16 protein-coding genes are annotated in these 14,184 nt (G+C 42.0%); 7 read left to right on the plus strand and 9 right to left on the minus strand.

Annotated features, from left to right (window positions below; genetic code table 11):
* Nucleotides 1-93: 93 nt before the first annotated feature.
* Nucleotides 94-1,215: an AI-2E family transporter gene (locus tag HYI04_RS05220; RefSeq protein ID WP_171519344.1), complete on the minus strand. Its 1,122-nt coding sequence runs from the start codon at nt 1,213-1,215 to the stop codon at nt 94-96.
* A gap of 137 nt (nt 1,216-1,352) precedes the next feature.
* Nucleotides 1,353-1,997: a ParA family protein gene (locus HYI04_RS05225; protein WP_131230696.1), complete on the minus strand. Its 645-nt coding sequence runs from the start codon at nt 1,995-1,997 to the stop codon at nt 1,353-1,355.
* A gap of 123 nt (nt 1,998-2,120) precedes the next feature.
* Between HYI04_RS05225 and HYI04_RS05230 the strand changes: the two genes are divergently transcribed.
* Nucleotides 2,121-2,594 carry a Holliday junction resolvase-like protein gene (locus HYI04_RS05230; protein WP_131230694.1) on the plus strand — a complete coding sequence of 158 codons (474 nt, stop codon included), beginning with the start codon at nt 2,121-2,123 and terminating at the stop codon, nt 2,592-2,594.
* A gap of 63 nt (nt 2,595-2,657) precedes the next feature.
* Here HYI04_RS05230 and HYI04_RS05235 read toward each other — a convergent pair whose 3' ends face one another.
* Nucleotides 2,658-3,299: a class I SAM-dependent methyltransferase gene (locus tag HYI04_RS05235; RefSeq protein ID WP_131230691.1), complete on the minus strand. Its 642-nt coding sequence runs from the start codon at nt 3,297-3,299 to the stop codon at nt 2,658-2,660.
* 175 nt (nt 3,300-3,474) lie between these two features.
* Here HYI04_RS05235 and HYI04_RS05240 point away from each other — a divergent pair, with 175 nt between their 5' ends.
* Entirely contained in the window at nt 3,475-4,035 is a 561-nt protein-coding gene (locus HYI04_RS05240) for a hypothetical protein (RefSeq protein WP_058870379.1), read from the plus strand.
* 218 nt (nt 4,036-4,253) lie between these two features.
* On the opposite strand, the gene HYI04_RS05245 is transcribed toward HYI04_RS05240, so the two are convergent.
* Complete coding sequence (locus HYI04_RS05245; RefSeq protein ID WP_178895949.1) at nt 4,254-4,586, minus strand: HopJ type III effector protein; 333 nt, start codon at nt 4,584-4,586, stop codon at nt 4,254-4,256.
* Nucleotides 4,587-4,974: 388 nt separating this feature from the next.
* On the opposite strand from HYI04_RS05245, the gene crcB reads away from it, so the two are divergent.
* Nucleotides 4,975-5,352 carry a fluoride efflux transporter CrcB gene (crcB, locus tag HYI04_RS05250; protein WP_062032296.1) on the plus strand — a complete coding sequence of 126 codons (378 nt, stop codon included), beginning with the start codon at nt 4,975-4,977 and terminating at the stop codon, nt 5,350-5,352.
* Nucleotides 5,353-5,473: 121 nt separating this feature from the next.
* Here crcB and HYI04_RS05255 read toward each other — a convergent pair whose 3' ends face one another.
* Together HYI04_RS05255 and HYI04_RS05260 are read right to left on the minus strand one after the other, a co-directional pair.
* Nucleotides 5,474-5,728: a type B 50S ribosomal protein L31 gene (locus HYI04_RS05255; protein ID WP_062032294.1), complete on the minus strand. Its 255-nt coding sequence runs from the start codon at nt 5,726-5,728 to the stop codon at nt 5,474-5,476.
* 129 nt (nt 5,729-5,857) lie between these two features.
* Nucleotides 5,858-7,156, minus strand: a complete 1,299-nt coding sequence (locus HYI04_RS05260; protein ID WP_178895950.1) for an AarF/ABC1/UbiB kinase family protein — start codon at nt 7,154-7,156, stop codon at nt 5,858-5,860.
* Nucleotides 7,157-7,349: 193 nt separating this feature from the next.
* Between HYI04_RS05260 and HYI04_RS05265 the strand changes: the two genes are divergently transcribed.
* On the plus strand, nt 7,350-7,559 hold the full coding sequence (locus tag HYI04_RS05265) for a DUF1737 domain-containing protein (RefSeq protein ID WP_004691402.1): 210 nt from the start codon (nt 7,350-7,352) through the stop codon (nt 7,557-7,559).
* Between the two features lie 55 nt (nt 7,560-7,614).
* Here the strand turns inward: HYI04_RS05265 and HYI04_RS05270 are convergent, their stop codons facing one another.
* Nucleotides 7,615-8,916, minus strand: a complete 1,302-nt coding sequence (locus HYI04_RS05270) for an MATE family efflux transporter (RefSeq protein ID WP_131231016.1) — start codon at nt 8,914-8,916, stop codon at nt 7,615-7,617.
* 101 nt (nt 8,917-9,017) lie between these two features.
* Complete coding sequence (locus HYI04_RS05275) at nt 9,018-9,479, minus strand: DMT family transporter (RefSeq protein ID WP_005401310.1); 462 nt, start codon at nt 9,477-9,479, stop codon at nt 9,018-9,020.
* A 124-nt stretch (nt 9,480-9,603) separates the two neighbouring features.
* On the opposite strand from HYI04_RS05275, the gene hemW reads away from it, so the two are divergent.
* Both hemW and HYI04_RS05285 read left to right on the plus strand, forming a co-directional pair.
* Entirely contained in the window at nt 9,604-10,758 is a 1,155-nt protein-coding gene (hemW, locus tag HYI04_RS05280) for a radical SAM family heme chaperone HemW (protein ID WP_178895951.1), read from the plus strand.
* Between the two features lie 298 nt (nt 10,759-11,056).
* Entirely contained in the window at nt 11,057-12,331 is a 1,275-nt protein-coding gene (locus HYI04_RS05285; protein ID WP_256732917.1) for a DUF1254 domain-containing protein, read from the plus strand.
* A gap of 85 nt (nt 12,332-12,416) precedes the next feature.
* Here HYI04_RS05285 and HYI04_RS05290 read toward each other — a convergent pair whose 3' ends face one another.
* The gene (locus tag HYI04_RS05290; RefSeq protein WP_178895953.1) at nt 12,417-12,806 is read right to left on the minus strand and encodes a hypothetical protein; all 390 of its coding nucleotides are present in this window, start codon (nt 12,804-12,806) and stop codon (nt 12,417-12,419) included.
* 500 nt (nt 12,807-13,306) lie between these two features.
* Between HYI04_RS05290 and hchA the strand changes: the two genes are divergently transcribed.
* Entirely contained in the window at nt 13,307-14,176 is an 870-nt protein-coding gene (gene hchA, locus HYI04_RS05295; RefSeq protein ID WP_178895954.1) for a glyoxalase III HchA, read from the plus strand.
* Nucleotides 14,177-14,184: the final 8 nt, after the last annotated feature.

Genomic DNA, 14,184 nt, shown 5'->3' on the forward strand with positions numbered 1-14,184 from the left:
TCGGTTCAATGTTGTCCGTACAGCGTTTTTGTATCTGACATAAAAAAGCGCATACTTTCGAGGAAAGCATGCGCTCAAGTCATTTCACAGAACTTATTTTTTGGGCGTATCTAAAGGCTCTTCAGGTGGATCATAAGCCAATGTCGCTTTCGGCATCATGAGGGGTTCATTGACTTGTTCATGTAGCCATTCGCGCCAAATGGCTAACAGTACCGCTAGAATCACGGGGCCGACAAACAAGCCGACCATACCAAAGCTGGCTAAACCACCCAATACACCAAACATGATGAGCAAGAACGGAATTTGCGTTGCACCTGAGATCACCAATGGGCGAATCACATTGTCTGCTGTGCTGACCACACAGACACCCCACGCCATCACTCCAATCGCTTCAATAGTCTGCCCTTGAGAGAATAACCATAAAGACACGGCACTATATGCCACAGGAGGGCCAAAAGGAATGAGTGCAAAGATAAAGGTCACAATGGTCAGTACCATTGGGTTTGGGACACCAGCAACAAAATAGCTCAGGCCTGCCAAGAGTGCTTGTGCAATTGCAGTCAGGCCAACCCCATAGACCACAGCACGCGTGGTTTCTGAAATGGTGTCTAAATAGTGGTGAATACGTGGGCCAATCACCATCTCCAACGCTTTACTGACCTGATTTAAAATGGTTTGTCCGTCACGATAGAAGAAGAATAACGACATCACCGCAAAACAGAGTTTAAAAATATTTTTACTAATTTCACTCAGCACCAAACGACCATAATTTAAGTGGCTTTGAAACCAGCCTGAGACATTTTGTACAATACTGTTCGGATCGGTGTTGATTTCTTTTAAAGTACGGGTGACTTCTTTACCGATAATGGGCAAGTCCCGAATAAATTGCGGAACATCTAAATGACCTGAGAACACTTGTCTTTGTAGTTCATAAAATAGATTACGACCTTCATGCTGCAGCATAAAGATGGCAAAGGTTAGCGGGATACCGACAACTAACACCACCATACTGATCATGAGGGTGGCGCTTAAGGTTGGACGTGGTCCACAGAGTTTCTGCACTGAGTGATATAAAGGCCATGTGATGTAGGCAATAATCGCAGCCCAAAGCACAGGTACAATAAAGTATTTCAGGACTTGAAAGCTCAAATAGAACAGAATAAAAATCAGTCCAAATAACAATACTTTTTGTAAGGCTGGTGCGTATCGTTGCACGGTATTCACTGCTATATCTCTAAGGTCAAAGTCATATTAACTGAAAAAAATGCGCACGAGAACGTACCCTTGGTAAGTTCTCGTGAATAACCGACTATAAATAGGGAATAGTCCCGTTTTATCTATAGCAAAATATTTTAGAACCAAGCACTTGGGTCATCGACAATAGCGTTGAGCAGCGGTTGCCATTGACTTTGAATGGAGAGGTAATTCTTTTGTGTTTTATCAAATATGCTTAAACCTTGCATTGCCAATTGACCATACGCGGTACGCTCTGAAATCCATGCTACAGGTTGTTGTTCAATTTTCGCAAAAAAATCTTGGATGTCTTTGGCACTGGCGCTGTTGGCTTTGACCCGATTGGCCAAAAGCAAAATTTGCACTTTGCCTTTACGAATGCGTTTAATGTCTTGTAAATGCTTTAAAAAACGACGGGTACTGTCAATATCAAAAAACGAGGGTTGCAGTGGCGTCACAATCGCATGCGCTTCACTGACCAGCTGTTCGGCATGCTCACCAGACAGCGCACCCGGCGCATCGATAATTAAATATTCAATGTTTTTAGGCACTTCACCAATCGATTTCTCATGGCGCCAATCTAAACTTTGAATATGTGCCACTTGCTCTGGACGCTGTTTTAACCACTGACGAGCAGATTTTTGATTATCGGCATCCGCCAAAGCCACTTTATAACCTTTTTGTGCGAGTGCCGAAGCTAAATTGATTGCGGTTATCGTTTTGCCACAGCCACCTTTTTGGTTGGCGATTAATATCGTTTTCATGACCTTAAATGATTTTATTCTGCTCACCCCTAGCATATCATTCTTTTGTGTGTCGCATATGACACCAAACCAAAGTTGTAAGTTTAAATCTTGCTACCTGTAGCACAAAATTAGGAAAGAACCATGTCCATATGGATGGCAATGTTGATCGGTGCAGCAATTGGTGTGGTCTTGACCACCCTTATTTTAAGTCACAGCCGAAATGGACGCATCAAAGCAGAATATGAGCGCTACATTGCCGAATTAGAACTAGAGCATCAGCAGGCTTTAACCCATGCACAAAAGCGCAGTGTCAATACCAGTCGTGCAGTGCTCAAAGGTAAAATGGCGGAGCAACTGGCACCGATTATGCCTCAGTTTGAATACTTACCTAGTGATGCCAAGTTTTTGGGTGATCCTGTCGACTATGTGGTCTTTGATGGTTATACCGACCTACGTGATGGTGAAGGGCGACCAGAGGACATTGAAATTGTTCTCATTGATATTAAAAGCGGTGGGGCTAGGCTGACCAAAGGACAAGTTGCTATTGCACAAGCGATTCAAGCAGGGCGGGTTCGTTTTGAAACGGTCCGCATCGACTTCGATACGATCGAATAAGCTTGATAATGTCTACCCATGAAGGCATTTCTTTATATAGAGCAGATGCTTTCTACATGACTATCATGACCCATCGCGTGAATGTGGCTTTTGAGCACGTGCAAAAAACATCAGTTGTCCGAGTTTCGGAATACCTTCGGCATAAAAGTAGTGTTGTTCTATCATATTAAATCCTGCTGCTTTTAAGGCCTGTTCAATGTTTCGATTGAGATGGCAACCATCGGCTAAACGCTTTTGCACAGGCGTGAGTAAGTGTTGTAGGCGCTGAATATAAAGGTTATTTGTATTTAATACATGCTCCACCACATGTAAGGTACCACCCGGTTTGAGCACGCGTAATATTTCTGCCAAAGCCTGTTCTAGCTCAGCAATACTACACAGTGTCCATGTACTGACTACATGCTCAAGGCTCTGGTCAGCAAAAGGCAGCTTTTCCGCACGGGCTTGTACATGATGCACTTCAAATGCTGCTGCTTGTACCCGCTCTAAAGCCAAATGATAAATTTCAGGACTGGGTTCAAGGGCAAAGACAGTATCGACATTTTGATAAAAGGGTAGATTTAGCCCTGTACCAAAACCAATTTCCAATACCTCTCCCTGAATTGGCAAAAGCAGTTCGCGGCGCTTGTCCATTAAGCTTGGTACTTGCATGACCTGATTCAGGACATGTGGAAAGATGTGTTGTTGATAGTATTTATAAAGCATGATTATTTTTGGGGCTCTGTTCTTCAGCTCTAGCCTAACTGAAAAGTGCTGTGGCTAAAAGTAGACTGCATAATTCGTTCACAATGTTACTAAGTTCATAAGCTTCTTTTCAGGAAACTGGACTAAGATGAAAATTGGTTCATATTTTCCTAGGTCGATGGGAATGAGGTTTGCAATGAAATCTAAATTTATCCTGCTCAGTTTACTCAGCAGTTTGCTGTTGCCCATCAGTGCAAGTGCCACTGTGGATTACAACATTGCCAAAGGTTTAGCGCCGACCTCTAAAGATCAATCGATTTCGGTATTGAAACCGTTTAAAGGTGATTTTCGAATTTTAGGTTCTAAAATGTATTCGGATGATGCACAAGCTAAATTCTCTCCGATTGACTACGCCGTAAGTTGGGGCTTATTTGCTGAACCTGAAATTGCACGCCATATTACCGTGAATCAATACGACCGTTATCTCAACTGGAAAATTGATCGTTTGCCTGTGCCTGCCGAGCAAGCCATGCAAATGGTGTCAAATATGCACATCATTCCAGCCAACCCTGAAATTGCTAAACAAATTAAACACGTGAAACGTGGTGATTTGGTCCGTTTAAAAGGTGAGTTGGTTGAAATTAAAGACAAAGATATGGTCTGGACCTCATCCTTAACCCCGACCGATACGGGCGATGGAGCATGTGAAGTATTTCGGGTCAGCTCAATCCAATGGATCGAACGGGTAAAGGGGTAATGTGGAAGTAGCGCTGAGTTACTTCAGCGTGCTGTTTTAATGTTTTCTAGGCGATGAATAGCCATATGACGTCTTGCTCCACGTGAAACCTATTGGTCAAATCTGTGGATGCTTATAGGTGTATCAATGTTAATAGTGTTTATAAATGTCTGATAATAAAATTAATATTGTATTTGTTTAAAACCACGTTCAAGTTACTTGAACGTGGTTTTTTATCTTTATTTTGCAGTTAATGCCGTACCCTCAAATTCAATACCATTCCATCCATTCAACATGAACTGACGAATATTTTGATGATCTGTTTCATCAGGTGTGGCTAAAACGGAAGCATAGTGTTCTGCAAATAGGCTTAAAGTTTGCATTTGATCGAGACCTTGAAGTTGTGCAAACGAAAACACTTTTGCGCTACCTTGGTTTTCAGTTGCCGCATTGTGCTGCAAACCATTTTTAAATGCAGTTGGTGTATGTGTATAGGCTGCTTCAATAAAAGCCAATACATCTGAAAATTTTGCTTCGCCCGCTGCAAGCTGAGCCAATAGTACTTGTGCCATGCGTCTATTTCCGACTAAATTTATGTCCACATCATACCCAAAAATTGCATGTTTGGGAGTTTTTGCCTGAGAGAAAACCTTCTGTTTTGCATGAAGAACCGGTGCTAGTGATTTTGTGAATCTATGTTGTATTGGTCATAGAGCGCACTAGGGTGAAGTAAAGATATTCGGCGATGCTGGGTTCAATATCCCATGTAAAGCATGTGTGAGTTTGAATGCTGAAGTTCACTTTTGAGAGTGAGACAAGAAGATATGTAAGGATCAACAACCGATGTTAAAAAACCTTGAAGTGCGAGGATTGATTCAGGTTTAATAGCATTATAGTTGATAAGCTGTGGATAACTTCGGACTTATCCATACCGCATTTTGTAAAGAATAGGATAGGTCAATGAATTGGATCTTGGTGGCAATGGGGGGCGGAATAGGGGCCTGTTTACGCTACGGTGCAGGATTATGGTTGTTTAAACCGAGTATGAGTTTTCCATGGCCGACATGGTGGATCAACATCATCGGTTGTTTTGCTGCGGGTATTTTCTTTGCTTTTAGCCAGAAGTTTCCAGTACTGCAACAAGAAGCACGTTTATTTTTGATGGTGGGCATATTGGGCGGTTTTACGACATTTTCGAGTTTTGGCCTCGAAACTTTTCAGTTATTTAGACAGGGACAAACAGTGCTGGCTTTGAGTTATGCACTGTCGAGTTTAGTGGTGGGCGTCATCGTGCTTGGGATCGGATTTTATCTGTTGGATAGTTTGTTTAAACATTAAGAAAAACGCTGGTCAAAATAGGAACCAGAAAAGAACGCATAAAAAAGAAGCCTAAGCTGGAGGAGGTCTTAGGCTTCTTGATATCTTTACTATAACGCGTATAGCTTAAAGAAAAATGAAATTATTGTGAGCGTTTGAAACGCGCGAAACGTTTATTGAAACTTGCAACACGACCTTCATTACTGGTTTGACGTTGTTCGCCCGTATAAAACGGATGTGAAGCACTTGAGATATCTAAACTGACGTAAGGATAGGTCTTGCCTTCATGCTCACGAGTTTGATGACTTTCTAAGGTACTGCCGATCACGAAAAACGCGTCGGCATTGGTGTCGTGGAACAGGACTTCACGATACTCTGGATGAATATTGGCACGCATAGACCTCTCCTTAAATGTATTATTTTGAAATGTTATAATATAACAATTGGGAAGTCAAAATAAACCCAGTGACTTTATGTAACTGGGTTTGTTGAGTTGTAGCGATTTTATTGTGCCCACAGTCTTTATTTAGGCAGGAGGCGGGACCAACTCTTCAAATAGATCATTGAGGTTGTCGTGTACTTTGAGATGAATCAGGTTCCAATAATGTCCTGAGACTGTTCGATTGACCATTAGTGTATCGGGTGAGGGTTTAAACACATCCCAGTATTTTAGCGATGGTTTGACCAGTTCAATACTATCATGATGTGCTGAGTTTTCAGCAAAGTCATACAAAGTGGTCAGTGGACGCATGAGCACTTCTAACCATGCTTCATACAGTTCGGCAGGGAACTTGCCTTGCTCAGACATCGAGTGCAAAGCAGTCAGTTGCTGTTCCATGACCAAGATATCACTGTCGCGCGCTGCTTGAATCAGCTGCTTAAAATGCATCACGATTTCAGTCGATAGAGTTTTTACACCGCCGTAGTCATATACGATCACGCTACCATCTTCTCGGAAGGCAAAGTTGCCCGGATGGGGGTCGCAGTGGAAACGTTTTAAGAAGAAAATCTCACGGCCAATGGCACGAAATAAACGACGCCCCAGTTCATTTCGCGTCTCTTGTGACCATGTACTGGCCGTTTCAATGCTTTCGCCGTGCTCCAAGCTTAAGGTCAAAATATGACGGCTTGAATAGTCTTTGTAGACTTGAGGAATAATAATTTTAGAGTCTAAAGCTTGATGAAAGGTTCTTGCGACCTCTAAGTTTTGGGCTTCTATTTGATAGTTTAGCTCGTTGTCTAAACTGTCCTGAATTTCTTTAAAGAGTTGATCTTGCAGCTTACGGTCAATTTTGAGCACACCCATCAAGCGAAGCGCTAAACGGACTTGTTTTAAGTCACTTTCACAGGCTTCTTCTACACCCGGATATTGAACTTTAACCACAACCTGTTCACCACTCGGTAAAGTGGCTTTATGTACTTGACCAATGGAGGCTGCGGCAAAGGGTTGTTCATCAAAGGCTGTAAATATTTGATTGAGCGGCTTGCCGAGTTCTTTTTCAACTTGAGCTTTGATCTCTTGAAAAGGCATCGCAGGCGCTTGACGTTGTAATTTACTAATTGCACGTGCCACTTCAGGCGGGAAAATGTCTTTGTATTGAGATGCAATTTGCCCGACTTTCATCACGGCACCTTTCATTTCACCTAAGGTGTCTGCAATTTGAAGTCCAATGTCCTGAAAAAGCTGACTGCGCGCCGCATTTTTTTTATCTTCATCGGCATTGAAGTTTTTAATTGAATTGGTCACAGTTTTGGTTGCGATACTTGCTGTCATGCTGGCAAGTTTCATAAAGCGACGACCGGGCGTACGAGTCGTATTTGCCATGCGATATTCCTCGGGGAATTTTCATTACATCTCAGATTTGATCATAGGCGACAAATGCAAAACTGCCTACTTTAAATTGTTAAGCTGATGTTTCTATTTAAATAATAGTGGTCAGTTGAGTGAATTGCACACAAGATGTCGCTGCATTTAAAAATCGCGTTACACTGTGCGAAAAATTTTGAGTAAGAAATAAATGAAAGTTTATCGTTATTTTACAGGCAAGGACGATGTGCATTTTTGTGCGCGTGTCACCAAAGCACTGAATGAAGGCTATAGTTTGTATGGTTCACCCACCATGACCTTTAATGGCAGTGAGGTGATCGTGGGGCAGGTGGTGGTTAAAGACGTTGAGGATGAGAGTGAAGTGCCACAAGGTCTGAAAGACGCTTTGGCACAACAGTAGAACAACTGGAATAGGAGAAGAGTCTGGCTCCTTCCTATTCTATGCCATGCATGACTTATGGATAGTCCTGACTGAGGCGTTTATTGTTATTATAAAGACGGAGCAAGAGCAGGGCACACGCCACGCTTAAACCGACAATCAGTCCAATCCAAACACCTGCTGCACCTATGTTGGTGTAGCGCGCTAAATAGATACTGACTGGGAAAGCCACGATCCAATAGGCAACCATGGTGATCCACATTGGGCCTTTGGTATCTTGCATGCCGCGTAAACAGCCTGCGGCACTAATTTGCCAAGCATCCATCAGCTGATAGGCAAGTGCGAACAGCAGTAAATACATCGCAACTTCCGATACTTCATGATCCGAGGTATAAATCGCCACAATTTCAGGACGAAACAGTGCAATCAGCAGCATGGTCATCAGCGCCAAAACCGTACCTGTAGCCATTCCGAGTTTTTGCACTTTTCGCATAGCCTCCCAGTTTTTCTCGCCATAATAAGTCCCGACACGAATAGTCAGGGCGATGGCAAGGGACATCGGAATCATAAACAGCTGAGAGGTGACCGACATTGCAATTTGATGCGCAGCCACAATGGTTTCACCCAATGGGCTGAGAATAATCGCAGCGGTACTAAAAATACTGACTTCGAAGAAAATAGCTAAGCCAATAGGTAAACCAAGTTTTAAAATACGTTCGATCCAGTAGCGATCCATCTTCTCCCAAGTGCTAAACACTTGAGTTTTTTGATATGCCGAGGCTTTAAAAATATAAGTGGCCAAGGTGAAAAACATGATCCATTGTAAAATAGCAGTGGCAAATCCGCAGCCTGCCGAACCGAGTGCTGGAATTGGGCCGAAACCATACATAAAGACAAAGTTCAGTGGAACCAAAAGGACCAAGGCCGCTAAGCTAATGACGGTCACAGGACGTGGGTGACCAAGTGCTTCAGAATATCCACGCAGTGCGGCATACATAGTCACCGCAGGCATGCCAAAGCCAATGGCATGTAAAAATAGGCTGGCTTTAGGTAGTAAGTTTGCAGGAACACCCATGAGGGGCAATAACAGCGGCATGGCTTGTAAAATTAAACCCGCAATGCTCCCCAAAATAAAGGCCACCCACAGGGATTGACGAGCAATAGTGGCGATTTTTTCAGGGGTGCGTGCGCCATTGGCTTCTGCCACCAACGGCGTTGTCGCAATCATGATGCCACTGAATAGCAACATCACTGGTATCCATAAACCGACACCGACGGCAATTGAGGCTAAATCGGTAGGGGATAAATGCCCCGCCATGATGGTATCAATTAACCCGAGACCCGCTTGAGAAAACTGCGTGATCAGGATGGGCAGCATTAACACCAATAACTTTTTTAATTCGAAACGATGGGACGTGATTTTATTTGTAGTCGACACAAAAATTACTCATATTCATCATGTGCTTGGTCTAAATAAATTCAGCGTTGTAAAGTGAGAAGCACACCAATAAAAATTACGACGCCACCAAGTAAACGCTGCCAATTGACAGGGGTTTTTTCGGTACCAAGTAGACCATAGTGGTCAAAAATCATCGAGGTCAGGATTTGTCCAAAAATAACCAAACCTGAAAACGTGAGAAAGCCTAATTTAGGCGCAGTATAGATGCTTATACTGATGGCATAAACCCCTAAGCAACCACCGAGCCATAAGTACCATGGAATATTGGAAAAATCATGTAACTGCGGTTTGTCGACGGGCTGGAGTACAACCAAAAGTGCTAAAACGCAGGTTCCAATGAAGAAGGATAACAATGCGGCTTGTAGTGGAGAGTAAAAATATTCTCTGAGTTGTGTATTTAGTGCCGTTTGAAAAGTCATAGCAATGCCAATACCAAAGGCCAGTGGTAGCATAAACAGCAAGTGGCTCGATATTTTCATCATTTTAAACCATTCATTCTTCTTGTCTTTTTATCAGTCTAATCCAAATAGACACAGATTTCATAAGTGTCTTGATGCAGTCATGTTAAAATATGCAAGATTACCGCTGTGCTTTAGAGTCTCTTCCTTGACTGATTTACATCCTGCAAATATTCCGTTGTCTTTATATATTCACATGCCGTGGTGTGTGCGTAAGTGTCCCTATTGCGACTTCAACTCGCATGCGGTGCCAGATGGCAAACTGTCTTTAGATCTAGAGCAAGAATATTTACATGCTTTGGTGGAAGACTTTAAAACTCAACTCGAGTTTGCTCAAGGGCGTCATATTCATAGTGTGTTTATTGGCGGCGGAACGCCGTCCCTCATTTCAGCACAAGGGTATCAATCGTTATTTGCCCAGTTAAAAGCACTACTGCCTTTTGAGGCGGATTGTGAAATTACCTTAGAAGCGAATCCGGGTACAGTCGAACATGACCCTTTTGCCGATTATTTGGCAGCAGGTATCAATCGGTTATCGATAGGGGTTCAAAGTTTTAATACTGAACATTTAACCAAGTTGGGACGAATTCACAGCAATACCGATGCGATTTCTGCGATTGGTCTTGCGCGTGATGCAGGCTTTCAGCGAATTAATGTCGACCTCATGCATGGTTTACCTGAGCAAACTTTAGAACAAGCTTTACTGGATTTAAAGCTGGCCGTGGACAATGGTGCAACCCATATTTCATGGTATCAACTCACGATTGAACCGAATACCGTGTTCTTTAGAACCAAGCCTGTCTTACCTGTGGACGATGTGCTTGAAGAGATTCAAGCCCAAGGTGAGGCTTATTTAAAAGCGCAGGGTTTTATCAATTATGAAGTTTCGGCATGGCGTAAAGAGCAGCCTTCCGCGCATAATTTGAATTACTGGCAGTTTGGTGACTATTTAGCGATAGGGGCAGGTGCACATGCCAAAGTGACCCAGCCAGATGGAGTCTATCGTTTCCAGAAAACTCGTTTACCCAAAGACTATTTGGCTAAAGTTCCTGCGGAGCATGTGCAGTTTAAGCGCATTGAAGCAGATGAATTACCATTTGAATTTATGATGAATGCTTTGCGTTTAAATGATGGGGTTGCAGCTGAATATTATGCGCAGCGTACAGGTTTGAATCTGGATAGTTTGGCTGAAACGTTAGACTCACTACGCAGTCGAAAATTAATGGTGGATGATGCCATGCGCTTAGCATGTACCGAGCAAGGGCATGTATTTTTAAACTCAGTGTTGGAAGAATTTATCTAAGTTTTTTAAGTGATCTAGCTTTTAATGAGGCATATTTATTCGTCGGTATAGAGGGAATGAATATGCCTTTTTCTATGGAATCAAAAGCTTAATAATAAAGACTCTTGGTTTAACAGAAGAAAATGGCAAAAACTGGTTTTAGAAGAAATGATAGAACCTTGTATAAAGAATCTTTCAATTTGGGTTTAACAACCATTCATTTGAGTGGTGAAAAAGAATATTAAAAAGGATAAAAGTACCTAGTCATTTATAATACTAAGGGAATAATATGAAAAAAATAGGACTATTATCACTCATAATGCTTGGAGCGGTAGGCTCTACGTCGAATGCAGCGATTCCAGATCAAGTTGCTGAAGATGCTTATCTTTATGGCTACTCCATTGATGAAGCCTATAAATATTTCTATAAAACAACGGTTGAAACTAACACCCCATTAAATCGGTTCCAAAATATTCGCCAACTCGCGGATGATACTTATACCGCTCACCCAACCATTAACAATGACACGTTACATTTAATGGGGTGGTTAGATGTTGGGGCGGAACCTGTGATTGTCAGTATTCCAGACTTTGACAAGGGGCGTTACTGGATTTTACATACCATGGACATGGGACACTACACGACTGCCATGATTGGTGCTAGAACGCGTGGTACTAAAGGTGGTCGTTTCATGTTCGCATCAAAAGCATGGAAAGGCACAGTACCATCTAGCGTAAATGAAGTGATTTATGTAGATTCTGATTTGCAGAAAATGATGGGTCGTATTATGGCGACCAATAAAGAAGATGAGAAAAAAGCCCTAAATTATATGGATCAATGGAATATCCGGACTTTATCTGAGTATTTAGGTGTGGCTGGACCAAAGCAAAAGGAAAGAACATATTTAGATCCAGCAAAAACTTCATGGTTAGAACGTGTAAACTTTATGCTCTGTGAAGGCACCATGGCTGAAGCCGATCAGAAATGGATTAGCCAATACAAAGTGATGGGTATTGCCCCATGTAACTATAAATTGACTCAAGAACAGCTTGCAGCCGCTCAAGTGGGTGAAAAGCTTGGGATGCAGCATATTAGAGATCTTGTGCCGAAATTGACCCACTCACGTAACCTGCTTGGTACACGTGAGCAATTGAGTGAGGGTGCCCGTGATTTATTTGATATGGGGACATATTTAGGTCAATGGGGTTTACCTGCAGATGAAACCGTATATCTAAAAGCAGACATCGGTTCCGATGGTCAAAAGATTAATGGTTCGAATGGTAAGAAATACCAAATGCGTTTTAAAGCACCAGAAGTCAGTCAATTCTGGTCATTTACCGTTTATGGTTCTGACAACCGATTGATGGCGCATAACGAAATGAATCGTCATAGTCGTGGTGACCGTACACTTAAAGCGGGTGCAGATGGTCTGTACACCATAGAATTAAGTTCTGATGAAAAAGCCAATGCCAACAATTCAAACTTTCTACCGATTCCAAATAAAGACAGCTATATCATTTTAAGAATGTATGGCCCAAGTAAAGCCATGCAAGAGGGTAAATATTCAATGCCTGTGATAGAAGTGGTGAAGTAAGACTTTGATGTAATAGTCTATTCAAAAAAGCTCAGACTTCAGTTCTGAGCTTTTTTATCAATATGAGATTGATTTCAATTGTTTTTTAATTTATTAACTCTTCATCATAGATCAGATCATCTTCATGGATATTGATAAAGTCAGGTTGCGGATTTGTATCAAATTGAACCGCAGAAATGGACGCCTTGCCTAAAATCTTTGCTTTTGCAACTCTGTGCATACCATCCATTAATCGGCCTTGAGCACATAAAATGATGGGATAAGCTAAATCAGCCTCTAGAATGAGTTGTATATGCGCAATAATGTCTTGAGTGGTGGGGTGAGTATCTGGATACCAATAAGCTTCGTCTAATTCCTTGATGTCTGATAGCGGAACTTGTCTGACTTGAAAAGATTGAGTGATTTCGACCAAGCGATCGACATCCCAAATATAGGTATCGTTTTCAACTTTTCTAAAATGATATTGCTTTCTCATCAGGATTAAACTCAGCTAAAAATACAAAAGAATTAAAACATAAAGTTTAAAAGAATACCTGCGCGTGAAATTAAGCTGGCTAATAACTATCAGGCTTTAAATGGTCAGCCCTTTTTTGATTCAGCCGATATGAATAGAGTTGATTCATTTGTACGAATTCGCTTACATCAATTCCCGCTTTTTTCGCCTATACGTCTGCATGTGATTTTTTTAATATAGAACCATAGAGAGCAGGATGCTCCAATAGAATAACAATAAAGATCAGCTCAAGGACGAAGGTACGACAGGAGTCATACCTCAGCACTTAATACGAAAAACCCCGACAGGATGTCGGGGTTTTTTATTGTCTAAATTTTATCTTGTCATACAGGTAAGCTTATATTTACATCTTAAAACAGAGCCACGTTGAAACTTTGTTATGCTGAATAAATGAGCTGTGGTACAGAACTCTAGGTTTCGTAAAACTGAAAATAACCAAGCAATAATAAAGGAGAATCAGCATGGCACAGACCAGCCAAGACCGTAATCCAAGCCCTGATTTAGCTGAAGATAATGCATTTTTTCCATCGCCTTATTCACTTTCCCAATACACCGCCAGTAAAACCGACTTCGATGGAACCGACTATCCAACACCCTATATTGGGCATAAAAAAGTTTTGATGGTCGCAAGCGATGAGCGTTATTTACTGATGAAAAATGGCAAGTTCTTCTCCACAGGCAACCACCCAGTAGAAACTTTACTGCCTATGTATCATTTAGATCGTGCAGGCTTTGACATTGATATTGCGACGTTATCGGGCAATCCCGTTAAACTTGAAATGTGGGCGATGCCCCATGAAGATGCTGTCGTGCCTGCAACATTCCAAAAATACTTAGCCCAATTTAAGAAACCCCTAAAACTGGCAGATGTACTGAAAAACAGTTTAGGTGATGACTCTCCCTATTTGGCTGTTCTTATTCCCGGTGGGCATGGTGCTTTAATTGGTCTACCTGACAGTGAAGACTTAAAAACCTTACTGAAGTGGGCGGTGGCAAAAGATAAATTTGTCATTTCTCTGTGTCATGGGCCAGCAGGCTTATTGGCTACCGCGGTTAATGAAGCGCCTGAAAACTATATTTTTAAAGGCTATAAAATGTGTGTGTTCCCCGATGCACTCGATCAAGGGGCAAACCTAGACATTGGTTATATGCCGGGGGAGTTACCGTGGTTGTTGGCAGATCGCTTAGAAAAGTTGGGTGTGGAAGTGGTCAATAAAGAGATGTCGGGACAGTGTATTCAAGACCGTAAGTTAATTACAGGAGATAGTCCTTTGGCATCGAATACCTTGGGTAAAATGGCAGCACAGGCGCTTTTAGCTGAGGTTCAGTAGTTTATTTT

Origin of the sequence: Acinetobacter sp. SwsAc2 (genome assembly GCF_013391465.1) — a bacterium.
Taxonomy (GTDB): domain Bacteria; phylum Pseudomonadota; class Gammaproteobacteria; order Pseudomonadales; family Moraxellaceae; genus Acinetobacter; species Acinetobacter johnsonii.

Coding starts and splice junctions, on each gene's coding strand:
- HYI04_RS05230 (WP_131230694.1), top strand. CDS start 2,121: ATGTCCATATGGATGGCAATGTTGATCGGTGCAGCAATTGGTGTGGTC.
- HYI04_RS05265 (WP_004691402.1), top strand. CDS start 7,350: ATGAAAGTTTATCGTTATTTTACAGGCAAGGACGATGTGCATTTTTGT.
- HYI04_RS05270 (WP_131231016.1), bottom strand. CDS start 8,916: ATGCTGCCCATCCTGATCACGCAGTTTTCTCAAGCGGGTCTCGGGTTA.
- HYI04_RS05240 (WP_058870379.1), top strand. CDS start 3,475: ATGAAATCTAAATTTATCCTGCTCAGTTTACTCAGCAGTTTGCTGTTG.
- HYI04_RS05245 (WP_178895949.1), bottom strand. CDS start 4,586: ATGGCACAAGTACTATTGGCTCAGCTTGCAGCGGGCGAAGCAAAATTT.
- HYI04_RS05255 (WP_062032294.1), bottom strand. CDS start 5,728: ATGCGTGCCAATATTCATCCAGAGTATCGTGAAGTCCTGTTCCACGAC.
- HYI04_RS05285 (WP_256732917.1), top strand. CDS start 11,057: ATGCTTGGAGCGGTAGGCTCTACGTCGAATGCAGCGATTCCAGATCAA.
- HYI04_RS05260 (WP_178895950.1), bottom strand. CDS start 7,156: ATGGCAAATACGACTCGTACGCCCGGTCGTCGCTTTATGAAACTTGCC.
- crcB (WP_062032296.1), top strand. CDS start 4,975: ATGAATTGGATCTTGGTGGCAATGGGGGGCGGAATAGGGGCCTGTTTA.
- HYI04_RS05235 (WP_131230691.1), bottom strand. CDS start 3,299: ATGCTTTATAAATACTATCAACAACACATCTTTCCACATGTCCTGAAT.
- hchA (WP_178895954.1), top strand. CDS start 13,307: ATGGCACAGACCAGCCAAGACCGTAATCCAAGCCCTGATTTAGCTGAA.
- HYI04_RS05225 (WP_131230696.1), bottom strand. CDS start 1,997: ATGAAAACGATATTAATCGCCAACCAAAAAGGTGGCTGTGGCAAAACG.
- HYI04_RS05290 (WP_178895953.1), bottom strand. CDS start 12,806: ATGAGAAAGCAATATCATTTTAGAAAAGTTGAAAACGATACCTATATT.
- HYI04_RS05275 (WP_005401310.1), bottom strand. CDS start 9,479: ATGATGAAAATATCGAGCCACTTGCTGTTTATGCTACCACTGGCCTTT.